At 58.3% G+C, this 23,863-nt stretch carries 23 protein-coding genes; 10 read left to right on the top strand and 13 right to left on the bottom strand.

All coding sequences use genetic code 11. From position 1 onward, the window contains the following. Positions 1–17: 17 nt before the first annotated feature. Complete coding sequence (locus ACF8MC_RS11110) at positions 18–695, bottom strand: molecular chaperone (RefSeq protein WP_164105191.1); 678 nt, start codon at positions 693–695, stop codon at positions 18–20. Between the two features lie 65 nt (positions 696–760). Further along, positions 761–1,291, bottom strand: coding sequence for a fimbrial protein (locus ACF8MC_RS11105; RefSeq protein WP_103799107.1), 531 nt, complete (start codon positions 1,289–1,291; stop codon positions 761–763). Positions 1,292–1,761: 470 nt separating this feature from the next. On the opposite strand from ACF8MC_RS11105, the gene ACF8MC_RS11100 reads away from it, so the two are divergent. Beyond that, positions 1,762–2,826 (top strand): FAD-binding oxidoreductase, encoded by a 1,065-nt coding sequence (locus ACF8MC_RS11100; RefSeq protein WP_060438433.1) that lies wholly within the window; start codon positions 1,762–1,764, stop codon positions 2,824–2,826. Positions 2,827–3,095: 269 nt separating this feature from the next. Here ACF8MC_RS11100 and ACF8MC_RS11095 read toward each other — a convergent pair whose 3' ends face one another. Continuing rightward, a complete protein-coding gene (locus ACF8MC_RS11095; protein ID WP_004936373.1) occupies positions 3,096–4,283 on the bottom strand; it encodes a NupC/NupG family nucleoside CNT transporter in 1,188 nt (395 codons plus the stop codon). Positions 4,284–4,660: 377 nt separating this feature from the next. Here ACF8MC_RS11095 and ACF8MC_RS11090 point away from each other — a divergent pair, with 377 nt between their 5' ends. Further along, positions 4,661–5,896 (top strand): Nramp family divalent metal transporter, encoded by a 1,236-nt coding sequence (locus ACF8MC_RS11090; protein ID WP_033635427.1) that lies wholly within the window; start codon positions 4,661–4,663, stop codon positions 5,894–5,896. A gap of 41 nt (positions 5,897–5,937) precedes the next feature. Here the strand turns inward: ACF8MC_RS11090 and ACF8MC_RS11085 are convergent, their stop codons facing one another. Then, positions 5,938–6,348: a DUF2502 domain-containing protein gene (locus ACF8MC_RS11085; RefSeq protein WP_049195598.1), complete on the bottom strand. Its 411-nt coding sequence runs from the start codon at positions 6,346–6,348 to the stop codon at positions 5,938–5,940. A 224-nt stretch (positions 6,349–6,572) separates the two neighbouring features. Further along, positions 6,573–7,562, bottom strand: a complete 990-nt coding sequence (mgrA, locus tag ACF8MC_RS11080; RefSeq protein WP_060422027.1) for an L-glyceraldehyde 3-phosphate reductase — start codon at positions 7,560–7,562, stop codon at positions 6,573–6,575. 189 nt (positions 7,563–7,751) lie between these two features. Between mgrA and ACF8MC_RS11075 the strand changes: the two genes are divergently transcribed. Then, the gene (locus ACF8MC_RS11075) at positions 7,752–9,413 is read left to right on the top strand and encodes an alpha-keto acid decarboxylase family protein (RefSeq protein WP_164105192.1); all 1,662 of its coding nucleotides are present in this window, start codon (positions 7,752–7,754) and stop codon (positions 9,411–9,413) included. On the opposite strand, the gene ACF8MC_RS11070 is transcribed toward ACF8MC_RS11075, so the two are convergent. Beyond that, the gene (locus ACF8MC_RS11070; protein WP_060452510.1) at positions 9,410–10,279 is read right to left on the bottom strand and encodes a LysR family transcriptional regulator; all 870 of its coding nucleotides are present in this window, start codon (positions 10,277–10,279) and stop codon (positions 9,410–9,412) included. The two genes, ACF8MC_RS11075 and ACF8MC_RS11070, sit on opposite strands and share 4 nt — an antisense overlap. A 99-nt stretch (positions 10,280–10,378) precedes the next feature. Between ACF8MC_RS11070 and ACF8MC_RS11065 the strand changes: the two genes are divergently transcribed. Together ACF8MC_RS11065 and ACF8MC_RS11060 are read left to right on the top strand one after the other, a co-directional pair. Beyond that, the gene (locus tag ACF8MC_RS11065; RefSeq protein ID WP_164105193.1) at positions 10,379–10,831 is read left to right on the top strand and encodes a multidrug/biocide efflux PACE transporter; all 453 of its coding nucleotides are present in this window, start codon (positions 10,379–10,381) and stop codon (positions 10,829–10,831) included. A gap of 67 nt (positions 10,832–10,898) precedes the next feature. Then, positions 10,899–11,591 (top strand): aspartate/glutamate racemase family protein, encoded by a 693-nt coding sequence (locus ACF8MC_RS11060; RefSeq protein ID WP_033653701.1) that lies wholly within the window; start codon positions 10,899–10,901, stop codon positions 11,589–11,591. Here ACF8MC_RS11060 and ACF8MC_RS11055 read toward each other — a convergent pair. Beyond that, positions 11,588–12,835 (bottom strand): ion channel protein, encoded by a 1,248-nt coding sequence (locus tag ACF8MC_RS11055; RefSeq protein WP_033648113.1) that lies wholly within the window; start codon positions 12,833–12,835, stop codon positions 11,588–11,590. The two genes, ACF8MC_RS11060 and ACF8MC_RS11055, sit on opposite strands and share 4 nt — an antisense overlap. A 310-nt stretch (positions 12,836–13,145) precedes the next feature. On the opposite strand from ACF8MC_RS11055, the gene glk reads away from it, so the two are divergent. Next, on the top strand, positions 13,146–14,108 hold the full coding sequence (glk, locus tag ACF8MC_RS11050; protein WP_047571104.1) for a glucokinase: 963 nt from the start codon (positions 13,146–13,148) through the stop codon (positions 14,106–14,108). A gap of 71 nt (positions 14,109–14,179) precedes the next feature. Here glk and ACF8MC_RS11045 read toward each other — a convergent pair whose 3' ends face one another. Then, on the bottom strand, positions 14,180–15,409 hold the full coding sequence (locus ACF8MC_RS11045) for an OFA family MFS transporter (protein ID WP_060430736.1): 1,230 nt from the start codon (positions 15,407–15,409) through the stop codon (positions 14,180–14,182). A 397-nt stretch (positions 15,410–15,806) separates the two neighbouring features. On the opposite strand from ACF8MC_RS11045, the gene ACF8MC_RS11040 reads away from it, so the two are divergent. Beyond that, on the top strand, positions 15,807–16,139 hold the full coding sequence (locus ACF8MC_RS11040; RefSeq protein ID WP_025303752.1) for a DUF2502 domain-containing protein: 333 nt from the start codon (positions 15,807–15,809) through the stop codon (positions 16,137–16,139). A gap of 4 nt (positions 16,140–16,143) precedes the next feature. On the opposite strand, the gene ACF8MC_RS11035 is transcribed toward ACF8MC_RS11040, so the two are convergent. The 3 genes from ACF8MC_RS11035 to ACF8MC_RS11025 all read right to left on the bottom strand — a co-directional run bounded on the left by ACF8MC_RS11035 (position 16,144) and on the right by ACF8MC_RS11025 (position 19,910). Further along, positions 16,144–16,878 carry a LytTR family DNA-binding domain-containing protein gene (locus ACF8MC_RS11035; protein ID WP_033635419.1) on the bottom strand — a complete coding sequence of 245 codons (735 nt, stop codon included), beginning with the start codon at positions 16,876–16,878 and terminating at the stop codon, positions 16,144–16,146. Continuing rightward, entirely contained in the window at positions 16,875–18,566 is a 1,692-nt protein-coding gene (locus ACF8MC_RS11030) for a sensor histidine kinase (RefSeq protein ID WP_033635418.1), read from the bottom strand. Before ACF8MC_RS11030 ends, ACF8MC_RS11035 begins: the two co-directional genes overlap by 4 nt. A 99-nt stretch (positions 18,567–18,665) precedes the next feature. Continuing rightward, entirely contained in the window at positions 18,666–19,910 is a 1,245-nt protein-coding gene (locus ACF8MC_RS11025; protein ID WP_164105194.1) for a DUF1479 domain-containing protein, read from the bottom strand. 168 nt (positions 19,911–20,078) lie between these two features. Between ACF8MC_RS11025 and ACF8MC_RS11020 the strand changes: the two genes are divergently transcribed. The 3 genes from ACF8MC_RS11020 (at position 20,079) to ACF8MC_RS11010 (ending at position 22,602) form a co-directional block, all read left to right on the top strand. After that, positions 20,079–20,618: a GNAT family N-acetyltransferase gene (locus tag ACF8MC_RS11020; protein WP_033648108.1), complete on the top strand. Its 540-nt coding sequence runs from the start codon at positions 20,079–20,081 to the stop codon at positions 20,616–20,618. Between the two features lie 119 nt (positions 20,619–20,737). After that, complete coding sequence (gene alaC, locus ACF8MC_RS11015) at positions 20,738–21,967, top strand: alanine transaminase (protein ID WP_033648107.1); 1,230 nt, start codon at positions 20,738–20,740, stop codon at positions 21,965–21,967. 110 nt (positions 21,968–22,077) lie between these two features. Then, on the top strand, positions 22,078–22,602 hold the full coding sequence (locus ACF8MC_RS11010; protein ID WP_164105195.1) for a cytochrome b: 525 nt from the start codon (positions 22,078–22,080) through the stop codon (positions 22,600–22,602). A 66-nt stretch (positions 22,603–22,668) separates the two neighbouring features. Here the strand turns inward: ACF8MC_RS11010 and ypdK are convergent, their stop codons facing one another. Next, complete coding sequence (gene ypdK / locus ACF8MC_RS11005) at positions 22,669–22,743, bottom strand: membrane protein YpdK (RefSeq protein WP_099782600.1); 75 nt, start codon at positions 22,741–22,743, stop codon at positions 22,669–22,671. Positions 22,744–23,300: 557 nt separating this feature from the next. Further along, the gene (locus ACF8MC_RS11000; RefSeq protein ID WP_060452513.1) at positions 23,301–23,738 is read right to left on the bottom strand and encodes an antitoxin HicB; all 438 of its coding nucleotides are present in this window, start codon (positions 23,736–23,738) and stop codon (positions 23,301–23,303) included. Positions 23,739–23,863 lie beyond the last annotated feature (125 nt).

Genomic DNA, 23,863 nt, shown 5'->3' with positions numbered 1-23,863 from the left:
CATCCCTTTACATATTGTTATAACGATGCTTTTATTTCCTCTGTCACGCCTCCATAGTCGTTGATGGCTTGCCATTTTATTACAGTGCTGCGTATTCCGTTTGGCATAGCCCATTGTTTTTTGCTTTTTGGTGCGATCATGTCGGCTTCTTTAAGCTCTTTTTCACCTACAGCGAGAGAGTAAAAAGAGACATAAAATGGCGTTGGGTTACTCACAACCAACATGTTTTTTTCTCGAGAGAATTTTATTTTTTTGTATGCGTCACCTGCCTCTTTCTTTGATAAAGAACTGGGGCGATAGATTATTTTTATTCTGTTTTGTACTGTGATAAGGAGTTTGTTTTCCTTGGTTCTTTTGGTTGAAGGTATCGATCTTACGCTAAGCCAATATACTTTTTCTTCATGCTGTGGCAAAACGCCGCCAGAATGGATGATTCTAATAATATTATCCTGCTCCGGCTCCAGTCTGAACAATGGCGGGGTAACAATGAATGGGACTTCACTGCTATCCTCGGCCCGAAAATTTTCTGCCCAGGCTTGGATGAGTACCGGTGAGTTGCTGTCTTGATTGCTTACTGAAATATTCGATTCTTTTTTATTTTCCTCATAAATGACTCGCGTTCCTCCCAGGGTTACGCTGGCGACAGTATTAAAAGAAAATAATAGCAGAAAGCAAAGGATTCTTTTTTTAATCATCGTTATTCCCGTGGCGATTTTAATTATCTGGCCGGCGTTGTTACCGGCCAGATAAGAGGGCTTTATTAATTATATGAGATGCTGAATTGTGTCGTGGCATTTGCCGGGCCGACGGTAACCGTGCCGGATGTAGACATATATTTTGCGACATAAGTAAAGACGTTCCTGATGTCTTTTTGCACGCTTTGCGCATTAGAGAATGACGCAACCGGGATTTGCGTTGTGCCATCGGCCTCATAGAGCGCAACGCCGATGCCTGTAGCGGCGTTAGTTTCTTTATTGAGCGACAGCAGAGTTGTGTTGCCATCTGCGTAAATGCCATCGAACTTGATAGACGCTTTTTTGACCGTGTCCGGACAGCTGAGTAAGGCGATATTGAATTTTGTCGGTAGCGCTGTATCGCCAATGCTTCTAAACGCTTTGGCGCTGACATTGCCCATTGGGATTGTCTGGTTGGCGCTGCCCGCCTCAACCGTGCAGGTTTGGTCGGTCACCGTGCCGGTAAAGTTTATAGTACCGTCTGCAGCGTATGATGTAGACGATATGACTAGATATGCTCCAGCTAACAGCATGGTTCTCTGTGTGCGTAATTTCATATTCTCTATCCTTTTATAACTGTATGTAAATCATAGTTTTTTAAATCAATCCCTATGGTTCTTGAATACGCGATAAAACTCCCTTTTTCAGGTGATTGATGCTTAAAAATGTGTGTTAGTTTGAATTTGAAAACTGCAATTATCGTTTTTACTGGTTTTTAATGCTGTCAGATGATTTTTCTCCGACCGCTATTTGTTAACGAAATTTAGTCTATATGAAAAAAAGTTATTCAGTGGTAAAGATCATAAAAAGTGCTATTTTTAGAGTTAAATTCTATATTTATAGTTTTTTATGCTATTGGTTTGAGTGTGTATCCTGAATTTAAGCAATCCTAATAGTTTGATCCTCTGATTAATATTGTGATTGTTAATGTGCTAATTAATGTTGATGATGGGTATGTGTTGACATTGATATTGTTTTCTTGATGAAACTATTGTCATTGTTTCACCATCGTTGGATGAGGTTATCCATGAAAAAAAATAAAAATATCGCAATTGTTGGTGGTGGCGGGGTAACGGCGGTGATGACGGCCTTGGCCTGTGCGAGGAAAGGGATCTCCGTTGATTTTTTTCTCGATGAGATGGATTACGATGAGTTTAAGACCTCTTTGGGTAACCATTGTTTATGGCGAAGCGTTCATGAAGATAATATGCGCCTGAGCCGATTTGCGGCTCAGTCTCAATGGATATGGGAAAAATTTATTTTGGCCTCTAGCGGTGAGTTTGGCCGCAAAGAAAGAATGGTACGCGTGGTTGAACGTGCGGAACTCAACCGGCTGATAAAATTGTATGAGCAGTATAATTTACCCTATGAAGTGAAAAACTGTGGCGATGAAGAGTCAATTGTATTGCCGCCTTTCCTTGATTATAAGAATAAATTTATCTTCGTGAGTTATGACTCTATTTTACTTAACGTGGCTGAAATATTTTCATATTTTAGTGATGAATTGGCGTTTTTCACGAGCGTGAATGTTTTCAGAAATAAAAATATTGGTGGATTAGGTAGTATTGAAGGCGGTGTGATTTTTGTTGACGAAAAGAAACATCTGTATGATATCGTGGTTAAGTTTACAAATGATTTTAAAATCAATGAGATGAGTTCTTTCGAGGCCGTAGATGTCGAGGCTAAAACGATTTTTAAAGACTTTTATCTGTCAGACGCCATCGGCCATTTAACACAGCCCATATGGATTTCTGAAAATGAGTTTAATATATCGCTCGTACCCTCTGTCGATGGACGTGTTATCAGGGTTGGCATGGATGTTCATTTCCCCCAATCGGCAGAGGTATTGGTGCGGAATTTAAACATTGATGCTTATTTATCAAGAAGTAAAATCGACGTAATGTCCAGTTCGATATTTTCAATTAGCTCATGTGGCGTCTCTTCTGAAGATGCCAGGTCAGTGATTCCATGCTGGACAGTGAGTGATGACAATAAAAAGATAGTCGTCGTTGAAAGTGTGGACTCCTACTACAATGCCTCACCTGCTGTTGCGGAGGAGATCACAACGCTGTTAACGCTGATTATTAACTGATTGTTTGTTCCATGGCGCTTGCGCAGTTAAATGCCGCGCCCTATGGCGTGTCAAAGGCGTTCTGTTATACGGACAAAAATCGGCCTGCGTTGACTAAGCAGAGTGTTGTCACAGCCATTCCATTTTATGCAGAAGCATTATTATTGGGGGAAGTTTAACCGAGCGGCGAATGCTTATTTTCTGTCAGCATGCGCCATTGTAGGCGGTCAGGATACCGGCATAAAAAAGGCGCCCGCAGGCGCCTTTGTATGTTTGTGGCGACGCTGAACTTAGCCCAGCACCAGGCCTGCGATCGAAGCGGACAGGATGCTGACCAGCGTAGAGCCGTACACCAGCTTCAGGCCAAAGCGCGACACCACGTTGCCCTGATGTTCGTTCAGGCCCTTGATCGCACCGGCCACGATACCGATGGAAGAGAAGTTGGCGAAGGACACCAGGAACACCGACAGGATCCCCAGGCTGCGTGGCGACAGTTCGGCAGACACTTTCTGCAGCTCCATCATTGCCACGAACTCGTTGGAAACCAGCTTGGTGGCCATGATGCTGCCAACCTGCAGGGCTTCGTGCTTAGGAATGCCCATGATCCAGGCGAACGGATAGAAGAAGTAGCCGAGGATTTCCTGGAAGCTCAGGCCGAAGATGGCGCTGAACACACCGTTGAGCGCGGCGATCAGGGCGATGAAGCCGATCAGCATCGCGGCAACGATAATCGCTACTTTGAAGCCGGCCAGGATATATTCACCCAGCATTTCGAAGAAGCTCTGGCCTTCGTGCAGGTTGCCGAGGTGCAGCTCTTCTTCTTTATTGGTGTCGTACGGGTTGACCAGCGACAGCACGATAAAGGTGCTGAACATGTTCAATACCAGCGCCGCCACCACGAACTTGGCGTCCAGCATGGTCATGTAGGCGCCGACGATGGACATGGACACCGTAGACATCGCGGTCGCCGCCATGGTGTACATGCGCTTTTCCGACATCTTGCCCAGGATATCCTTGTAGGCGATGAAGTTTTCGGATTGGCCGAGGATCAGCGAACTGACGGCGTTGAATGACTCCAGCTTGCCCATGCCGTTCACTTTCGACAGCACGGTACCGATAATGCGGATGATGAACGGCAGCACCTTGATGTACTGCAGAATACCGATCAGCGCCGAAATGAAGACGATCGGGCACAGCACCTTCAGGAAGAAGAATGCCAGGCCTTTGTCGCCCATGCCGCCGAACACGAAATCAGTCCCTTGTCCCGCAAACCCGAGCAGTTTGTCAAACAGCGCGGCGAATCCTTTTACGAAGCCCAAACCCGCTTCCGAATGCAGGAAAAAGTAGGCCAGCAGTACTTCGATAACCAGTAATTGAATAACATAGCGAATGCGGATGCTTTTGCGATCGCGGCACACCAACAGGGCCAGGATCGCCACCACCACTATCGCCAACGCAAAGTGCGCAATATGGGACATGTTTGCTCCAAATTTGAGGCAGGCTGAATTTCGGCTGTCATTTTATGTAACGCTACGTTTAAAAACGAGACTTCTATTGCAAATATGGAAAATCATAGCGGGAGTTCTCCTAAAGTGTTGCGCAAAAGCATAAAAAATCAAGACGTTAAATCGGCAATAGGAAATTCGTATTCTTGTGCTAACCTGTCTTTCAGGGGTATTGCAGCCAAAATCCCATCAGAAAAGCACGGAAATCGGCAAGCTCCGCGCTGAACCCTTCGATAAAACCGTTAATGTTGGCTATTACAGAGATAAGTTTTACCGCTCTAAATGCGCTTGATAATTATTATCATTTATATAGAGTGGAGATAAACGTAATTTCAGTAAGGGTTCAACATATGCTGAACAGTCGCGTGGTTGAAACCACCTCCGGTCGCTCCGCCAGAAAAATCAAACTCTCGCTGATGGGGCCTGCCTTCATCGCCGCTATCGGCTATATCGATCCCGGTAACTTCGCCACCAACATCCAGGCCGGCGCCTCGTTCGGCTACAGCCTGCTGTGGGTGGTGGTTTGGGCCAACGTGATGGCGATGCTGATCCAGCTGTTGTCCGCCAAGCTGGGCATCGCCACCGGGAAAAATCTGGCCGAGCACATTCGCGATCGCTTTCCGCGGCCGGCGGTGTGGGCCTATTGGGTGCAGGCGGAGATCATCGCCATGGCGACCGATCTGGCCGAGTTTATCGGCGCGGCGATCGGCTTCAAGCTGCTGCTCGGCGTTTCCCTGCTGCAGGGCGCCGTGCTGACCGGCATCGCCACCTTTTTAATTCTGATGCTGCAAAAGCGCGGGCAAAAGCCGCTAGAGCTGGTGATTGGTGGCCTGCTGCTGTTCGTCGCCGCCGCTTACATCGTCGAGCTGGCGTTCTCTCAGCCGCAGCTTGCGCCGCTGCTGAAGGGCATGGCGCTGCCCGATCTGCCCAACGGCGATGCGGTATTTCTGGCCGCCGGGGTATTGGGCGCCACCATCATGCCGCACGTGATCTACCTGCATTCCTCGCTCACCCAAATCGGCGGCGAGCACGACAAGGCGGAGCGCTATGCCGCCACCAAAGTCGACGTCGCCGTGGCCATGACCATTGCCGGTTTTGTTAATCTGGCGATGATGGCCACCGCCGCCGCCGCGTTTCATTTCAGCGGCCACAGCGGCATCGCCGATCTCGACGTGGCCTACCTGACGCTGCAACCGCTGCTCGGGCAAGCCGCCGCCACCGTGTTTGGCCTGAGCCTGGTGGCCGCCGGCCTCTCCTCTACCGTGGTGGGCACGCTGGCGGGGCAGGTGGTGATGCAGGGGTTCGTGCATTTCCATATTCCGCTGTGGCTGCGGCGTGCGGTGACCATGCTGCCGTCGTTTATCGTCATCATGCTGGGGATGGACGCCACGCGCATTCTGGTGCTGAGCCAGGTGCTGCTCAGCTTCGGCATTGCGCTGGCACTGGTGCCGCTGCTGGCTTTCACCGGCAATCGGGCGCTGATGGGGGAGATGGTCAACGGTCCTGTGGTGCAAAACCTGGGCAAGCTGATCGTGCTGGTGGTGGTGGGATTGAACGGCTACCTGCTGATCGGCAGCGTGCTGTAGGCGAAAATAGCGCGGGCCGGCATTGCGCCGGCCCGTCGTCGTTAATCGCGGTCGTCATCGCCGTGGCGGCGCCAGCGATCGCGGTCATGATCGTGGTGGTGCTTTTTCTCTTTCTTCCAGTGGTGCTTATCGTAATGCCTGTCGTATTTACGATAGCGTCCTTCATGATAGTAATAGTGTTTGCGCCAGTAGTCGCGGTCGCGCCAGCGATAGCCGTCCCAGTAGTAACCGCGGCGGCTGCGGTCGCCGAGATAGCGCCCCTGATGGCCTTGCCACCAGTCGCGATCGCGCCAGTCGTAACCGTCCCAGTAACGGCCGCGATTGTCCCGATCGCCGATGCGCAGTGAAACGCCCGGCATCAGATCGATGCTGATCCCTTCGGCGTGCGCCTGCTGTGCGGCGGGCAGTACCGTCGCCGCCAAGATGGCGGCCAAGAGCAGAGGTTTAAACATGACTTCTCCTTTCCGCTTGCGCGGCCTGGCCGTTTGTCACTTTATGAAGCGCGTTCATCAGTTTAAAAAAGCGGCCTTATCGTTATTTTTGCTGCAATATCGGCATCATAGCGCCGGCGCATAGGGTTGAATCTGAGAGCCACTCTGAAAACGGCGACGAAGGCCAAGATTTGAGATTTTTCTGGGGGATCGCCGCTCGATTGAGCGGCGGAATTTGTAAGCGATTACAATAAGATTTTCTCGATCTGCGCGAGTTCTTCGTCACTGAAGTGGCGATTGGCCAGCATGCCCACCGCGTCTTCTATCTGCGCATTCTTGCTGGCGCCGATCAGCACCGAGGTAACGCGATCGCCGCGCAGCACCCAGGCCAGCGCCATTTGCGACAGCTTCTGCCCGCGTTGCCGCGCCAGCGCATCGAGGCGGCGCACCTTGTCCAGCCGCTCGGCGGTCAACTGCTCCGGCTGCAGGAAGCGGCTGCCGCTGGCGGCGCGGGAATCTTGCGGAACGCCGTGCAGGTAGCGGTCGGTCAGCAGGCCGCCCGCCAGCGGCGAGAAGGCGATCGAGCCGACGCCATGCTCCGCCAGCGTATCCAGCAGCGCCGTCTCCGGCCCGCGTTCCAACATCGAATACTTCGGCTGGTGGATCACGCACGGCGTGCCGAGCCGCTGCAGAATGTCGAATGCCTGCCGCGCGCGCTCGGCCGGGTAGTTGGACAGGCCGACATACAGCGCTTTGCCCTGGCGCACCAACAAATCCAGCGCCGCCATGGTTTCTTCCAGCGGCGTGTCCGGATCCGGCCGATGATGATAAAAGATATCCACATACTCCAGCCCCATGCGCCTCAGGCTCTGATCGAGGCTGGCGACCAGGTACTTTTTCGAGCCCCAATCACCGTAGGGGCCGGGCCACATGGTGTAACCGGCTTTGGATGAGACGATCAGCTCATCGCGCCAGGCCCGCAGATCGGCGTTGAGTATGCGGCCAAAGTTCTCCTCGGCGGCGCCGGGCGGCGGGCCGTAGTTATTGGCCAGATCGAAATGGGTAATGCCGCGATCGAAGGCGCAGCGGATCAGGCCGCGGGCGTTGTCGTACAGCGTGGCGTCGCCGAAATTGTGCCACAGTCCGAGCGAGACGGCGGGCAGCTTCAGCCCGCTGCGGCCGCAGCGCCGGTATTCCATGTCTTGATAACGTGAGGGGGAGGCGGGGTAGGACATAGTTATCCTTGTCGGCGAGAGGTGAAGTGCTTTGAGTGTATACGCTTTCACACCGCGCTGTCGGGGGAGCGATCACAGCGTCGGCATGTAACGCCAGGTTGCCGATCGATGCAGGAATCCTTGTTCGAAATTTGAACAGCATCTTCGATACTTAAAGGTAATCGCTCCAGCTGCAGACAGGTGATGATCATGACTCAGACCTATACGGTGGCCGATTATCTGCTCGATCGTCTGGCCCAAATCGGCATCCGTCATTTCTTCGGCGTGCCGGGGGATTACAACCTGCAATTCCTCGATCACGTCCTCGCCCATCCGCAAATCACCTGGGTAGGCTGCGCCAACGAGCTGAACGCCGCCTACGCCGCCGACGGCTATGCGCGCTGCAAACCGGCGGCCGCGCTGCTCACCACCTTTGGCGTCGGCGAGCTGAGTGCGTTGAACGGGGTGGCCGGCAGCTACGCCGAATACCTGCCGGTGATCCACGTGGTCGGCACGCCGGCGCAGCGCGCTCAGCGCGCCGGTGATTTGCTGCACCATTCGCTGGGGGATGGCGACTTCACCCACTTCGCCCGCATAGCCAAAGAGGTAACCGTCGCGCAGGCCGACCTGACCGCCGACAACGCCGCAGAGGAGATCGACCGCCTGATCTGCGCCGCCTTGCTGGAGCATCGCCCGGTTTACCTGATGTTGCCCAGCGACGTCGCGCAGGCGCCGCTGCCGAGTAAACCGGCGCCGCTGATGCTGCGCCAGGCCAAACTGTCGCGCAGCGCATTGCAGGCGTTTATCGCCGCGGCGCGCGAAAAGCTGCTGTCGGCGCGGCGGGTATCGCTGCTGGCGGACTTCCTGGCCGATCGCTTCGGCGCCGAAGCGGCGCTGGACGAGTGGCTGCAGGAGGTCGACATTCCGCACGCTACGCTGCTGCTCGGCAAAGGCGTGCTGGATGAGAACCGCGCCGGTTTTGTCGGTACCTACTGCGGCGGTGCCAGCGATCCGGCGGTGAAACAGCTTATCGAAAACGCCGATGTGGTGATCAACGTCGGCGTGCGTTTGACCGACACCATTACCGCCGGTTTCACGCATCATCTGCCGGTGGAAAAATGCATCGACATTCAGCCGTTCGAAGCCTGGGTCGGGCGGCAGCGCTTTAGCCGCATTCCGATGCGCGACGCGGTGCGGGCGCTACATCGCCTGAGCCTGTCGCTGGCGTCGCGTTGGCCGTTGCCGCCGATCGTCCGCCCGGCGCTGCCGGAAGGCGATGGGGAAGGGCTGGATCAGCACGCCTTCTGGCGGCAGATGCAGGATTTCCTGCGGCCCGGGGATATCGTGCTGGCCGATCAGGGCACCGCTTGTTTCGGTGCGGCGGCGCTGACGTTGCCGCGCGGCTGTCGGTTGATCGTGCAGTCGCTCTGGGGATCGATCGGCTATACCCTGCCGGCGACGTTCGGCGTGCAGACCGCCGAACCGCAGCGCCGGGCAGTGCTGCTGATTGGCGACGGCGCCGCGCAGCTGACCGTGCAGGAGCTGGGTTCGATGTTGCGCGACGAGCTTAAACCGGTGATCTTCGTGCTGAATAATCAGGGATATACCGTCGAGCGCGCCATCCACGGGCCGGAGCAACGTTATAACGACATCGCGCGCTGGAACTGGACGCAGTTGCCGCCTGCGCTGGCCGGCGAGCGGCCGGTGAAGGCGCTGCGGGTCAGCGATTCGGACGGCTTGCGCCAGGCGCTGCGCGAGGTAGCCGACGGCGATCGGCTGGCCTTCATTGAAGTGATGCTGCCGAAGATGGACATTCCCGAGCTGCTCGACACCGTTTCGCGCGCCATCCAGGCGCGCAACGCCGCCGCTTAAGGCAGGGAATCGCCCAGCAGGCGCTTCAGCACCCAGAACCCCGCCGGGCCCGGCGGGGTCAGTTTTGACCATACCGCATCCACCGAGATCATTTTCGGCCAGCCGCGCGGCCGCAGCTCGGTCAGCATATTGTGGCCGTATTGTTGCACCAGCCAGTGCGGCAACACCGCCCAGCCGAACCCCTGTTCCGCCATCTCCAGCAGCAGCAGATAGCTGGGCGCCGACCAAACCAGGCCGCCTTGTCTGGCCGCTTCGGCGCCGGTGTAGGTGTTCAGGATCAGCTGTCGGGTGCTGGACAACTGCTCCGGCGTCGGCGCGGCGGCCTGCGCCAGCGGATGCTGGTGGGCGACGAACAGCCCCATGTCGGTTTGTTCCGGCAAACGAGAGAAGGCGATATCCGGCGGGTAGCTTTTTTGCACTTCCACCATGCCCAAATGCGCGCGGCCGCTTTGCAGCAGATCGATAACGTCGCCATCTTCGGCGATCATCCACTCCAGCTCAATCTCCGGGTAACGCAGTTCGAATTGTTGCATCAATTGATCGTGATGCTTGGGTTGATAGGTATCGGAGAACACCATGCTCAGGCGCGGTTCGACGTCGCCCGCCAGTTGAATGCTCAGGGCGTCGAGCCGCTCGCTGGCGGCGAGGATCGCCTGCACATGCCCCAGCACTTTGCGGCCGGCGGCGGTGAGCACCGGCTGGCGCGCGCTGCGATCGAACAGCGTCAATGCCAGGTCGGCCTCCAGATTGGCGATGGCGGTGCTGATGGTGGATTGGCTTTTGCGCAGCTTGCGCGCGGCGGCGGAAAACGAGCCGAGGGCGGCGGCTTCGACAAACGCGTGCAGCGCTTCCGGGGAATAGTGCATAAACTATCTACTTTATCGATGGTATCTATTTTTAATCTACCCAAAAAAGCGATGATAATCACCTGACTTTCGCAACAACTGTCGGAAAAAAGGTGATGTATGCAACTGCAAAACAAGTCTCTCATTGAACGTATCGTCCACGCCGTCGGTTTCGAGGTGATTGCCGTGATGATCGTTTCTCCGCTGGGGGCATGGCTGCTTAATCGTTCGATGGTGCAAATCGGCGCATTGGCGGTGGCCTTGGCGACCATCGCCATGGTCTGGAATATGGTTTACAACACGGTGTTCGACCGTCTGTGGCCGGTCAGCCGGGTCGTCCGCAACCTGAAGATGCGTGTGCTGCACGCCGTCGGCTTTGAAGCCGGTTTTATCCTGATCGGCGTGCCGATCGCCGCCTGGATGCTGAATATTTCCGTATTGCAGGCCTTTATGCTGGAGATCGGTTTCTTCCTGTTCTTCCTGCCGTACACCATGGCCTATAACTGGCTGTACGACACGCTGCGCCAGCGCTGGTTCGAAGCGCGCCAGCCGATCAATTCCGGCGCTGAATAAGGCGTCGTCAGCCCGGCGATTCTCAGGTAAGGTCAGAGGATTGTCGCAACAGGCTGAGGAAAGAAAAATGAAAGTGTTGGGCTTGCTGGGTGGCATGAGCTGGGAATCCACCATTCCGTATTACCGCACCATCAACGAGCAGGTAAAGGCGCGCCTCGGCGGGCTGCATTCGGCCAAAATCGTGCTCTACAGCGTCGATTTTCAGGAGATCGAGCGCTTGCAGCACCAGGGCGATTGGGACGGCGCCGGCCGATTGCTGGCCGCCGCCGCGGTGGCGTTGCGCGCCGCCGGCGCCGAAGCCATCGTGATCTGCACCAACACCATGCACAAGGTGGCGGAGGCGGTCGAGCAGGCCAGCGGCCTGCCGCTGATCCACATCGCCGACGCCACGGCGCTGCAGGTGCGGGAAAAAAACATTCGCCGCGTCGGGCTGCTGGGCACGCGCTTTACCATGGAGCAGACCTTCTACCGTGGCCGCCTGCAGGAATTGCACGGCATTGAGGTGGTGACGCCGGTCAGCGCCGATCGCGACATCGTACACCGCATCATCTATGACGAACTGTGCCTCGGTAAAATTCGCGACGCCTCGCGCGACGAGTATCGCCGGATCATCAGCGATCTGGAGCAGCAGGGCGCGCAGGGGATTATTTTCGGCTGCACCGAGATAGGGTTGTTGGTGAGCGAGCAGGATGCCTCGGTGCCGGTGTTCGACACCACCGCGATCCACGCCCGCGCCGCCGCGGCGTTCGCGCTGGCCTAATCGTCGTGCGGCGGTTGCCGGCGGTTCACCAGCATCAGCGGTTTGCCCGCCAGCGCCAGCCAGGCGGGCAGCATCACGATGCACAAGACCGGCAGCAGGTGCAGATCCGGCACCACCGCCACCGCCATGAACAGGCTGAGCCAGCCGTCGCGCGTCACCACTAGCACCAGCCCCATGATGGCGCAGGAGACGGTGATCGCCGCCGGCACCGCCGGAACGTGCTGGTGCAGCATCAGCCCCAGCGCCACGCCGACGAACACCGCCGGGAAGATGCGCCCGCCGCGAAAGCCGCTGGCGGCGGCGATCACCAGCGCCGCCAGCTTGGTCAGGGTAATGGCCAACAGCGCCGGCACCGAATAGCCGTCGTCTTGCGCGAGGCGCTTCATTTCATCCAGCCCTTTGAACAGGGTAATCTCTCCGCCCACCAGCGCCAGCAGGCCCAGCACAAAACCCCCCAGCCCTAACATCAACACCGGATTCTTCATCGAATGGAACAGGCGGTGAACGTGCGGGAAGCACCACAGCGCCACCATGCCGAGCGCGATGGCGATCAGCGCCACGATGGCGCCGCTGAAGATGTCCGGCAGCCGCGTCACGTCGTAGGCGTCGAGCTGCAGGGCGAAATTGGGCACGAAGAACATCTGGGTGGTGACCGCGCCGGCGGCGGCGGCCACCAGCGGGGCGAACAGGCGATCCCACAGCGGCGTTTCGTTATTGCCCGCCAGGGTTTGCGAGAAGATCAGCGCGGCGGCGACCGGCGTGCCGAACATCGCGCCGATGGTGCCCGCGGCCGCCAGGATGATCCAGTCCATGCGCGGCACCTTCGGCAGCAGGCGTGCACCGGCGGCCGCTACCAGCGCGATATTGATGGCGGTGATCGGGTTCTCCGGCCCCAGGCTGACGCCGCCGGCCAGGCCGACGATCAGCGCCAACCCCAGCCCCGGCAGGGCGGAGAGCGGCAGCGGCATGCCGATCAGCGATTCCGTCGCCGGGTCCGGCCCGGCGTGGCCCGGCATATAGCGCACGATAAGGCCCACCGCCACGCCGGTCAGCGTCAGCATCGCGACCGGCCACCAGGGCGACTGGGCATCCAGGCTCAGCGCATCGGGCAGCGTCACCCACAGTAATTGCTGCAGCGCGGCGGCGACTTTCATCACCAGCAGCAGCACCAGACTGGAAGCGGAACCGATAATCAGCGCAGGCAAAGCAAAGGCCAACATGGCATTGGCGCGCGGATGCAGCATGGGTAATCCCTTGTCGATGCCTCCCTACAGGGCAGGGAGAGCGGGTGGTTGGGCTGTGGCCACAGCTTGCCAGACTATCGGCGCGCAGGCACGCATTGATATTGCCCGGCGGCGATGACGGTTAACAGTCGCCTGGGGGCGTTTTTTGCCGCAATTTGTTTCAAGGCGCGGCGTCGCGGGCAAGCTGAAACGTTTTTTGTGATCCGGATCGCTATTGGGGTGCAGATCCGGGGCGGGTGATTGTTGTTTTCGCAGCAGGATTTTACAGTGTGGGCAGCTTTTTATTTTTCATTTTGCGGAGACGAAATCAATGACCTATGCCCTCGTGGGTGATGTTGGCGGCACCAATGCCCGCCTGGCGTTGTGCACTGTTGCGACGGGTGAAATTACCCAGGCGAAAACCTATTCCGGCCTGGAGTTCGACAGCCTGGAGGCGGTGATCCGCCAATACCTGAAAGCGTGCGATATCGAGGTGCAGGACGCCTGTATCGCGATCGCCTGCCCGGTGACCGAAGACTGGGTGGCGATGACCAACCACAGCTGGGCGTTCTCGATCAAAGAAATGAAGGCCAGCCTGGGGCTGAGCCACCTGGAAGTGATCAACGATTTCACCGCCGTCTCGATGGCGATCCCGATGCTTTCGCCGGATGACGTGCTGCAGTTTGGCGGCGGCGATGCGCAGCCGGGCAAACCGATCGCGGTGTACGGCGCCGGCACAGGGCTGGGCGTCGCCCACCTGGTGCACATCGATCGCCGCTGGGTCAGCCTGCCGGGCGAGGGCGGCCATGTCGATTTCGCGCCGAACAGCGAAGAAGAGGACATCATTCTGGAGGTGCTGCGCGGTGAAGTGGGGCACGTTTCCGCCGAGCGCGTGCTATCCGGGCCGGGCCTGGTCAATCTGTATCGCGCCATCGTCAAGGCGGACAACCGCCTGCCGGAAAAATGGGAGCCGAAGGACATCACCGAGCGGGCGCTGGCCGACAGCTGCATCGATTGCCGCCGTGCGCTGTCGCTGTTTTGCGTGATCATGGGGCGCTTCGGCGGCAACCTGGCGCTGAATCTGGGCACCTTCGGCGGCGTGTACATCGCCGGCGGCATCGTGCCGCGCTTTATGGAATTCTTCAAGGCCTCGGGCTTCCGCGCCGCCTTCGAAGACAAAGGGCGTTTCCGTGACTATGTGCGCGACATCCCGGTGTTCATGATAACGCACGGCCAGCCGGGCCTGCTGGGTGCCGGCGCGCATCTGCGCCAAACGCTGGGCATGCATCTGTAAGCCCAGAGATGAAGTAATAAAAAAAGGGGGCGCAACCCGCAGGTTGCGCCCCTTGTCGTTTTCGCGGGGGATCAGGCTTTGGCCAATTCCGCCGTCTGGGCGGTTTCTGCCGTTTCCGCTTCCAGCGCTTTCGGCGCTTTGATGAACAGCGTAATCAGCAGGGAGGCGGCGGACAGGACGCCAATCACCATGAAGGTGGCGTGGAAGCCGCCGAAGTATTTGGCGACGAACGAACCGGCCAGCGCGCCCAGGCCGAAGCCCTGGTAGATGATGCCGTAGTTTTTGCTGTGGTTTTTCAGGCCGAAGAAGTCGCCGACAATCGCCGGGAACACGGTGATGTTGCCGCCGAAGCAGAAGGCCACCGCGCCGACGCAGATGAAGAACAGCGTGTGGTTCAGGGTCATGAAGCTCAGCGCGACAATCGCCAGCACGGTAACCAACATGGTGAAGCTGATGACGCGCATACGGCCCACTTTATCGGACAGCGTACCCAGGATGATGCGGCCGGCGGTGTTGAAGATGGCGACGGCGGACACGGTGTTGGCGGCGGTGGCCAAATCCATCCCGGCCAGTTGAACGCCCATGTCTTTCACGATGCCAATCAGGTACAGACCGCTCATGCAGGCCGCGAAGAAGATGGTGAACAGCAGATAGGCTTCTTTGGTGGCCAGCATCTGGCGCACGCTGAAGTCGTTGCCCAGACCGTTGGCGCCTTGCTGCGCGGCGTTGGTCGCCAGCACCGGCTCTTTCAGCAGCAGGGAGCCGACGACGATCAGGCCCATCACGATGGCGCCCCAGTAGAAGAAGGCGCCGGAAACGCCGACGTCGGCGATCAGGGCGGCGTTGACGTATTTGAACAGCAGGCTGCCGCTGCCGAAGGCGCCGACGGAGATGCCGGAAATCAGGCCTTTATTGGCCGGGAACCACTTAATCAGGTTGGACAGGGTGGAGATGTAGGCGATACCGACCGCAAAGCCCACCACCACGCCGGCCAGCAGGTAGATCATGTCGAGCGAGCTGACGTGGGCGCTGGCGATCAGGCCCAGGCCGACCAGAATGCCGGAACACAGCGTCAGGTTGCGGATGCCGAAGCGCTCTTGCAGCTTGCCGGCGAACAGCGTGGCGAAGGCCAGGAAGAAGCTGGTGATGGAGAAGGTGGTGGCGACGTCCGCCAGCCCCCAGTGGAACTTGTCGACCAGCGGCTGGTTGAACAGGCTCCAGGTGTAGATGGTGCCCAGGCCCATCTGACAGATGATGGTGCCGAGAACGATTAAGCTGCGATTTGCCGGTTTGGTGTTCATGGCCGGTCTCCTTCCTGTGTGTGCGTTGCCGGGCGTGAGCCGCTGGCTGAAATTTGCGGGGTGAAGCTGTGTTCCCGCGGTATGGGCTTATTATATGGCCGGCCCCCCCGGCGGGCGGCGGATCGGGAATGAGTTGCACGGCGGAAGGAATGAAATGCATGTTATGCGGCGTGAGTTGCCGTTTTTGCGCCGAAAAGCGCGTGAAATGCCGTGGGTGGCTCGTGATCTACATCAAAGATATCAACGATTTATTGTTAACTGCCGGTGAACGATTGTGGTGAAATTGTGAAGGATGCGTCTGAATGGCGTAAATCGGCATTGCGCCTATAGAGCGGCGATGAGCGCGGGACTATGTTATCTGCGATCGGACGAGGTCCGCTCTGCAGGAGTCCATGAAATGAAAAAAACGCTGTTGTTACTGGCCGCGCTGCTGGCGCTGCCGCTGGCGAGCCAGGCCGACGTGTCCATCGGCGTGAACGTGCCGGGCCTGTCGTTGCATATCGGCGATCGCGATAATCGCGGCCACTACTGGGACGGCTATCGCTGGCGCGATCCGCGCTGGTGGGCCGATCACCACCGGTATGAACGCCCGCGCGGGTACTATTATGGCCCGCCGCCACGGGTGATTTACTACGGGCCGCCGCGGCGCGACTGGCGAGACCGGCCGCATTACCGCATGCCGCCACCGCCGCCGCCCGGCTATTACTACCGTCCGGGCCCGCGCTGGTAAGCGCTTACAGGCGCATCAGCTGGCGAAACTCTTTCACCTTGCTGCGGCTGACCGGCACTTCAAACTCAAGATCGCTCAGCCGCAGAATGTAGGTATTGTTGAACCAGGGCACGATCTCGCGGATCTTCGCCAGGTTAACGCAGTAAGAGCGATGGCAGCGGAAGAAATGCGCTTCCGGCAGCCGGCCGTAAAACTCGGTGATGTTCATCGGCATGACGAACTCTTCACGGCGGGTATAGACCCGCGTCACCTTTTCATCGGCGGCGGCGTAGTAGATGTCGTTGATGTCGGTAACGATGATCCGCTCGTCTTTGATCAGGTTGATGCTGTGGCTGCCGCGGCTCGGCGCGCTGGCGGGTTCCGCCGCGCCGGCGGGGCGCTGATGCAGCGCCTCCAGCTTTTGCAGCATGGTGACGATGCGCGCTTCGTGATAGGGCTTGAGGATATAGTCGAACGCCTCGATCTCGAACGCTTCCACCGCGTGCTCTTTATAGGCGGTGATGAACACGATCGACGGGCGATGCGCGAACTTGCTGATGTTTTGCGCCAGCAGCACGCCGTCCAGCGACGGGATATTGATGTCGAGGAAAATGGCGTCGACCTGGTGGGTTTGCAGGTATTTCAGGACGTCGAGGCCGTCCTCGAAGCTGGCGACGATATCGATATTGCTGTGTTTCTTGATCAGGTAGCTGAGTTCTTCCTGCGCGAGGAATTCGTCTTCCACGATGATGGCTTTCATGAGGCCTCCCCGACCGGCGGCGCGCTCGGTTCCTGATGCAGCTTGCCGCCGTTTTTGCTGATGTAGAACGCGATTTCGGTGCCCGGCTCCAGGCGGCGGATATGCAGCCCTTCACCATACAGCAGCGACACGCGGTGGTGCACGTTGAGCAGGCCGATATTGTGGCCCGGCATCTCGTTGCGCGCCACCCGGTCGATGGTTTCCTGATTGATGCCGTGGCCGGTATCCTTCACCGAAATCTTCACCCGATCGCCCTGATCTTTCACCGCGATCACCACCACCCCTTTACCCTTGCAGGGCTGGATGCCGTGCACGATGGCGTTTTCCACCAGCGGCTGGATCAGCAGGCTGGGAATGCGCACCGAGACGTCGTCGTCGATGTCGTAAATCACCGTCAGCTTGGCGCCGAAGCGCGCCTGTTCGATGGCGATATAGTCCTGAATCTGATGCAGCTCCTTGCGGATATCGATCAGTTCGTCGTTCAGCTCCAGGTTGTAGCGCAGGTAGCGCGACAGATTGATGATCAGCTGGCGCGCGGTGTCCGGATTCAGGCGGATAGAGGAAGAGATGGCGTTCAGCGCGTTGAACAGGAAGTGCGGGTTGATCTTGCTCTGCAGCGCGCGCATTTCGGCTTTGTCCGCCATCTGGCGCAGATGCTCGATGCGGGAAACCTCGATCTGCGTGGAGATGATCTGCGACAGCCCGACCGCCATTACCTTCAGCGTGTTGGTGATCTGGTGGGCGTGGCAGTAGTAAATTTTCAGCGCGCCGGTCACTTCGCCTTTTTCCCACAGCGGCACCACCAGCTGCGAATGGATCTGCGGCGCGGCCGGGTTTTCCAGGTTGTTCTTGATGATGATTTTGCCGTGGCGAATGCTTTCGCGGGTGACGCGGCTCAGCCCTTCGCGGCCGATCGGGTAGGCTTCGCGCCCTACGCCGACGTAGGCCAGCACCTGGTGGGTATCGGTGATCGCCACCGCGTCGGCGCGGATGTCCTGGCGGATGATATCGCAGATGGTGGCCAGCGATTCGCTGTTGATGTTGCGGAAATAGGGCAGCGTCTTGTGGGCGATATCCAGCGCCAGCTTGGCCTGGCGCGCGGCGATCACCTCTTTTTCATCCTCGACGCTCTGCACCAGCAGCACGATCAGGCCGATGCACACCGTGCCGAGGATCATCGGCAGGGCAATCTGCGACACGATGTCCAACCCAAGCTCGGTCGGCTTGGCCCACAGCACGATCAGCAGCATGGTGAGGGATTCGCACAGCATGCCGCCGACGATGCCTGCGCGCCAGCGCTGCTCTTTTTTCACCTTGAGGTTGATGTAGCCGGCGCTGATGCCGGCGATGATGCTGGTGATAAGACAAGGCACCGAGGTGATGCCGCCGATGTCGATCAGATAGCGGTGCACCCCGGCGACGATGCCGGTGACGATCCCCACCCAGGGGCCGAACAGGATGCCGCCGGCCATGATGGCGATGACGCGCACGTTGACCAGCGACCCTTCGACGTTGATGCCGGAGTAGGTGCTGAACAGCGCGAACAGCGAGAAGATCGCCGTGACGATGCCGAGCTCGAGCGGCGTATGGTCTTCTTTTTGCAGCAGTTGGCGGAACAGCCGGGTGCGGGTCAGGAAAAACAGACAGATCAACATCAGCGCGGCGCGATCAAACACCGCCAACAGCATTTCAAAAAAAGGGTGCACGACGGGTTCTCGCTGCGGCCTACGGATGGCGGCAGTATACCACAGCGAAAGGGGCCCGTGGCGCGCGCCACGGGCGGGGGATCAGCCCATGCCGAGCTGCGCTTTACCCAGCTGCGTCAGCAGGTCGGCGGTGGCGCGGCCGTCGAAATCCACCTCGAAGTCGTCGGGGGCGAAGTCCGGCGGCGTTCTGCCGTCGATAAAGCTCGGCAGCTGGCGCTGCAGATAGGCGTCGTTTTTCTCGCAGCCCGGCGCGGCGGCGATGTACATCACGTTGCTGTCGAACTCGCCGTTATGCTCGTTCTCCACCGCGTGGATCACGTCGCAGTGCCAAAATACCGTGTCGCCCGGCTCCAGATCGGGAATAGGGGAAATCCCACTTAATAAAAGGGGATGCCATTTTTCCGAGATCGACAGCGCGCGGCCCGGCGCCGCATCGCACAGATCGTCGTCGGCGACGTCGTCCTGCAGCGCGCGCAGCAGCACATAGGCCATGGCATTGGCGATCGGCACCAGGTTCAGCGTGCCGGCATTGGTGCGCTGCGGCGTCAGCGCCGTCCAACCCTGGAAGGTGCGGAACATCGAACAGACCGCCGGGGAGGCTATCTCGCGCACCTCGGTGCGGCCGTCGGCGGCGAAGGGATCGTACTGCTGCCAGTCGCCGGAGAAAACGTGGCGATACACATAGCGGAAGTTTTCGTCCAGCCAGCGCTCGATGGTGCCGCTGTCGACGTGCGGCGACAGACCCAGCGACGAGGAGTTCGGCGGGCGGCGGCGGGTACGATCGGCATAGGTGGCGACGCGGGTCGGATCGAAATGCTGTTTGCCGTTGCTCTCGGTGGCCCACAGGCTATTGAGGAACACCTGCACCGCATGCATGCGCGCATCCTGCCGCGCCTCGACCTGCGGTTTCGACCAATAGATGCCGTAGATCTGCGGTTTGCTGGCGGCCAGTTTGCCGAAATAGTTGTCTTCGGCGGCGTTTTTCAACCGCTCGACGAAGTTGTTGCGCTCGAGGTAGTCGCCGATTTCCCGGTTCCAGCCCTCGGCCTTGGAGCGGGGAAACACGCCGCGAATGGCGCAGGCGCCGCGCTGTTTGATCAGTGCTATCTGCTGTTCGCTGACGCGCTGTTGCAGGATATCTTCCGCGTCGATCTGCGGCACCGGATTGTGGCCGGCGGCCAGCTCGCGCCGGATCTGTTCGACCTGGCCGCGGATGTTCTCTTCCAGCGCCAGAAATACGTCGCGGTAGTTCGGCAATGCCTGGCGCAGCTGGCGCTTGACGTTAACGATCGTCTGCGGAATATCGTCGATGACTAAAGAGGCCATGGTGTTCTCCTCGTGCCGCGTGAGTGACTGCGGCGAGCGGTTGTAGGGAATCGGGCAAGACGTTATGGTTTTGTGGTTTTAACGTGAATGATTATCGGCAACCAATCGGGGAAAATAAAGAGATATATTTCATTCGTAAGTTCCTCTTTTTCGTTTTTCGGAGATTTTATGAAGCTGGTCACTGAACGTCTGCACTTACAGTCGATAACCGCCGAGGATTGGCCGCTGTTTTTGCGCCTGTACCAAGATCCCGAGGTGATCCGTTACATCTCCGATCCGCGCAGCGAAGCGGAGATCCGCGCCCGGTTCGAGGAGCGGTTGCCGGCCTGGGACAAACACGGTGAGCAGTGGCTGTGCCTGGTGATGCGTGAGAAGCACAGCGGGGAGGCGGTGGGCGTTACCGGCTTTCGCCCGCAGTGGGTGCCGTATCGGCAGGCGGAAGTGGGATACGGGAGTTTGCCTGCCGGCCAGGGCAAGGGCTATGGCAAGGAGTCGCTGCGGGCGGTGCTGGATTTTGCGGTGAACGCCTGCGGTTTTCACAAGCTGACCGCCACCGTAACCGCGGGCAACCTCGCTTCGCGCGGCCTGCTGGAGTCGTGCGGTTTTCAGCTTGAAGGCACGCTGCGCGACAACTACCGTCTGGCGGGGCAGTGGTGCGACGACTGGCTGTTTGGGCTGCTGGCGGCGGAGTTTCAGGGCGGCAAATAAAAATATCGCGCCGGGTATCGACAAGCTCGTCGGCGCTGCGCTATGTTCGATATTCGGTCAGTTCGCTGGCCAGCGTCGCTCGGACGGTCCGGGCGCTAACGTCTATCGAGGAATCCCCTATGGCTGATAACAGTCCACAGCGCCGTTTTACGCGCATTGAACGCCTTCCCCCTTACGTATTCAACATCACCGCCGAACTGAAGATGGCCGCGCGCCGTCGCGGCGAGGATATTATCGACTTCAGCATGGGTAACCCCGACGGCCCGACGCCGCCGCACATCGTGGAAAAACTGTGCGCCGTCGCCCAGCGCGACGACACCCACGGTTATTCCACCTCGCGCGGCATTCCGCGCCTGCGTCGCGCCATTTCGCGCTGGTATGCCGATCGTTATCAGGTGGACATCGATCCGGAAAGCGAAGCCATCGTCACTATCGGTTCGAAAGAGGGGCTGGCGCACCTGATGCTGGCGACCCTCGATCACGGCGATACCGTGCTGGTGCCGAACCCCAGCTACCCGATCCACATTTACGGCGCGGTGATCGCCGGCGCCCAGGTGCGTTCGGTGCCGCTGGTGGACGGCGTGGATTTCTTCGGTGAGCTGGAGCGCGCCATTCGGGAAACCATTCCGCGCCCGAAAATGATGATCCTCGGCTTCCCGTCCAACCCGACCGCGCAGTGCGTGGAGCTGGATTTCTTCGAGCGGGTGGTGGCGCTGGCCAAGCAGTACAACGTGCTGGTGATCCACGATCTGGCCTATGCCGATATCGTCTATGACGGCTGGCAAGCGCCGTCGATCATGCAGGTGCCGGGGGCGAAAGACATTGCGGTGGAGTTCTTCACCCTGTCGAAAAGCTACAACATGGCCGGCTGGCGCATCGGGTTCATGGTCGGCAACCCCGAGCTGGTCAGCGCGCTGGCGCGCATCAAGAGCTATCACGACTACGGCACCTTTACGCCGCTGCAGGTGGCGGCCATCGCCGCGCTGGAAGGCGATCAGCAGTGCGTGCGCGATATCGCCGAGCAGTATCGGCAGCGCCGCAACGTGCTGGTGAAGGGGCTGCATGAGGCCGGCTGGATGGTGGAAAATCCGAAGGCGTCGATGTACGTGTGGGCGAAAATTCCCGAGCCTTATGCCCACCTTGGTTCGCTGGAGTTCGCCAAACGCCTGCTGGCGGAAGCCAAGGTCTGCGTCTCGCCGGGCATCGGCTTCGGCGACTACGGCGATACCCACGTGCGCTTCGCGCTGATCGAGAATCAGGACCGTATCCGCCAGGCGGTGCGCGGCATCAAGGCGATGTTCCGCGCGGACGGGCTGCTGAAGCCGGGCAAGGCGGGCAGCGCCAAATAATCCTGTCAGGCCGGGCGTTCACCCGGCCTTATTTTTTCCGTCCCAAGGTTTTCTTCATTATTTCCCCATTATGCTCGACTACGCTGAGTTTTATTTTTTGGATTGAGTGTATGAGCAACCGCTACGCGCGATCGCAAATCGTTTTACATTGGCTGACGCTGCTGCTGGTGATCCTCACCTATTCGGCGATGTTGCTGAAGGATTCGATGCCGGAGGCGTGGGGGCCGGTGGTCAAAAATCTGCACTTTGATTTCGGGGTATCGGTCTTTGCCCTGATGCTGATTCGGTTGGCGGTGCGCGCTTTCCGCGCTGCGCCGCCGATCACGCCGCCGCTGGAGGAATGGCAGGAAGTGGGCGCCAAGATCTTCCATTGGCTGCTGAACGTGGTCTTCCTGATGTTGCCGCTGCTGGGTATGTTAACCCTGGCCTACGGCGGCAAATCGTGGTCTTTGCTGGGCTGGCCGGTGCCGCAGTGGGTGACGCCGGATCCGGTGATGCGCCGGCTGGTCAAAACGGTGCATGAGACGTTGGCAAACGTTGGCTACTTTATCATTGGCGCGCATGCGCTGGCGGCGCTGTATCATCACTATCTGCGCAAGGACGACACCCTGCGCCGCATGATGCCGGGCAAATGATCGCTAGCCGAAACGCCAAAGGGACGCTTGCGCGTCCCTTTGTCTGTGTTCCCGGTCAGGCTGCTGTCAGGCAACCATCAACATGAAGGTGCCAACCCAGGCAACCAGCATGAATGACACGCCCATCAAAAAATATTTCACTGAACAACTCCTGTCTGGAGTCCTCGCCAGCAATGATCCCGATTGTTGTGCTGAGTATTTTATGGGCAACCTGCTTGTCGGGCGGATTCTTCCAAGCGAAAGAACAACGTCCTCGAGCGCGGGTTGTCCGGTTGTCGCGCCTCATGCTCCGTGAGGTAAAATCCGAACCGCGACAGGATCGGCGCTAATGTACTCTCAATACTGGTCTGATTTCAATACTGTGTTTTTGATCACAATTTTTGGCTGTTTTTTGCACAGTGAGGGCTGTTTTATAACGCTTTTTATGGGCAAGCGCCAGGAAGTAGCCCGCCGCAGCGGGCTATAAAATCGAGGTATTGCAATGCGGCGGCAGGCGCTCAGGCGACGGCGTTGATGCCGGTCGCCAAAATGACCCAAAAAACGAGACAAGACAGCAGAATAACAGCCCAAATATGACGGCGACTCCACTCCATTTTTAGCCTTCGTTGTTGCGACAAGTGATTAGGTAGCGATCATATCGGCGCAAAACGGGGAAAATTTAGCCCCGTTGGATAATATTTCGCTTACCTGCCGCTAACCTATTGGCAAACTTCGCTTATTGTCACGCGCACTTCGTAGCCCAGCAGATACAGCGCCTGCTCCAACGCCTCAACCTTCGAGGCGTAGCCGATATCCAGCAACCGCTCCATTTGCCCGCCGTTGAATCCCAGCTTGCGCGCCAGTGCCGCTTTGCCGGTGTTTTTGCGCAGCATGGCGTTGTGCAGCTCGATCTTCAGCGCCACCAGCGTCGGCAGATGTACTCTCAGATCATCGGTTTGCACAGGGGAAGGGGCGGGCAGGGGCAGCCCTTCGTCCATCGCGGCGGCGATGGCGGCCAGCAGGCTTTCCTGCGCTTCCAGCTCGATGTCTTCGCGTTTATAGCAGGCAGATTGCCACTCGGGGAAGTCGTGAAAACCGATCTGCCAGGCATCGCTGTCGCGATCGAAGGTGTAATGGGCGGGGTAGTGGCTGTACATGGCAATCCCTGATTGAGGCCTGAATGAGGCGCTATTGTGACGGCATGCCCGGGAGATAGCCAGCATGAACGCAGCCGTGGGGGAATTTAAATTGAAAATAATAATTATTAGCAGGCAAATTTAAT

The organism is Serratia sp. LACPHL-BACT-2024-00286, from assembly GCF_043109535.1.
In the GTDB taxonomy this organism is placed as follows: Bacteria; Pseudomonadota; Gammaproteobacteria; order Enterobacterales; family Enterobacteriaceae; genus Serratia; species Serratia sarumanii.
Note: the sequence above shows the minus strand (reverse complement) of the source record. Positions and strands in the feature narration are given on the sequence as shown.

Coding starts and splice junctions, on each gene's coding strand:
- ACF8MC_RS11110 (WP_164105191.1), bottom strand. CDS start 695: ATGATTAAAAAAAGAATCCTTTGCTTTCTGCTATTATTTTCTTTTAAT.
- ACF8MC_RS11105 (WP_103799107.1), bottom strand. CDS start 1,291: ATGAAATTACGCACACAGAGAACCATGCTGTTAGCTGGAGCATATCTA.
- ACF8MC_RS11100 (WP_060438433.1), top strand. CDS start 1,762: ATGAAAAAAAATAAAAATATCGCAATTGTTGGTGGTGGCGGGGTAACG.
- ACF8MC_RS11095 (WP_004936373.1), bottom strand. CDS start 4,283: ATGTCCCATATTGCGCACTTTGCGTTGGCGATAGTGGTGGTGGCGATC.
- ACF8MC_RS11090 (WP_033635427.1), top strand. CDS start 4,661: ATGCTGAACAGTCGCGTGGTTGAAACCACCTCCGGTCGCTCCGCCAGA.
- ACF8MC_RS11085 (WP_049195598.1), bottom strand. CDS start 6,348: ATGTTTAAACCTCTGCTCTTGGCCGCCATCTTGGCGGCGACGGTACTG.
- mgrA (WP_060422027.1), bottom strand. CDS start 7,562: ATGTCCTACCCCGCCTCCCCCTCACGTTATCAAGACATGGAATACCGG.
- ACF8MC_RS11075 (WP_164105192.1), top strand. CDS start 7,752: ATGACTCAGACCTATACGGTGGCCGATTATCTGCTCGATCGTCTGGCC.
- ACF8MC_RS11070 (WP_060452510.1), bottom strand. CDS start 10,279: ATGCACTATTCCCCGGAAGCGCTGCACGCGTTTGTCGAAGCCGCCGCC.
- ACF8MC_RS11065 (WP_164105193.1), top strand. CDS start 10,379: ATGCAACTGCAAAACAAGTCTCTCATTGAACGTATCGTCCACGCCGTC.
- ACF8MC_RS11060 (WP_033653701.1), top strand. CDS start 10,899: ATGAAAGTGTTGGGCTTGCTGGGTGGCATGAGCTGGGAATCCACCATT.
- ACF8MC_RS11055 (WP_033648113.1), bottom strand. CDS start 12,835: ATGCTGCATCCGCGCGCCAATGCCATGTTGGCCTTTGCTTTGCCTGCG.
- glk (WP_047571104.1), top strand. CDS start 13,146: ATGACCTATGCCCTCGTGGGTGATGTTGGCGGCACCAATGCCCGCCTG.
- ACF8MC_RS11045 (WP_060430736.1), bottom strand. CDS start 15,409: ATGAACACCAAACCGGCAAATCGCAGCTTAATCGTTCTCGGCACCATC.
- ACF8MC_RS11040 (WP_025303752.1), top strand. CDS start 15,807: ATGAAAAAAACGCTGTTGTTACTGGCCGCGCTGCTGGCGCTGCCGCTG.
- ACF8MC_RS11035 (WP_033635419.1), bottom strand. CDS start 16,878: ATGAAAGCCATCATCGTGGAAGACGAATTCCTCGCGCAGGAAGAACTC.
- ACF8MC_RS11030 (WP_033635418.1), bottom strand. CDS start 18,566: ATGCTGTTGGCGGTGTTTGATCGCGCCGCGCTGATGTTGATCTGTCTG.
- ACF8MC_RS11025 (WP_164105194.1), bottom strand. CDS start 19,910: ATGGCCTCTTTAGTCATCGACGATATTCCGCAGACGATCGTTAACGTC.
- ACF8MC_RS11020 (WP_033648108.1), top strand. CDS start 20,079: ATGAAGCTGGTCACTGAACGTCTGCACTTACAGTCGATAACCGCCGAG.
- alaC (WP_033648107.1), top strand. CDS start 20,738: ATGGCTGATAACAGTCCACAGCGCCGTTTTACGCGCATTGAACGCCTT.
- ACF8MC_RS11010 (WP_164105195.1), top strand. CDS start 22,078: ATGAGCAACCGCTACGCGCGATCGCAAATCGTTTTACATTGGCTGACG.
- ACF8MC_RS11000 (WP_060452513.1), bottom strand. CDS start 23,738: ATGTACAGCCACTACCCCGCCCATTACACCTTCGATCGCGACAGCGAT.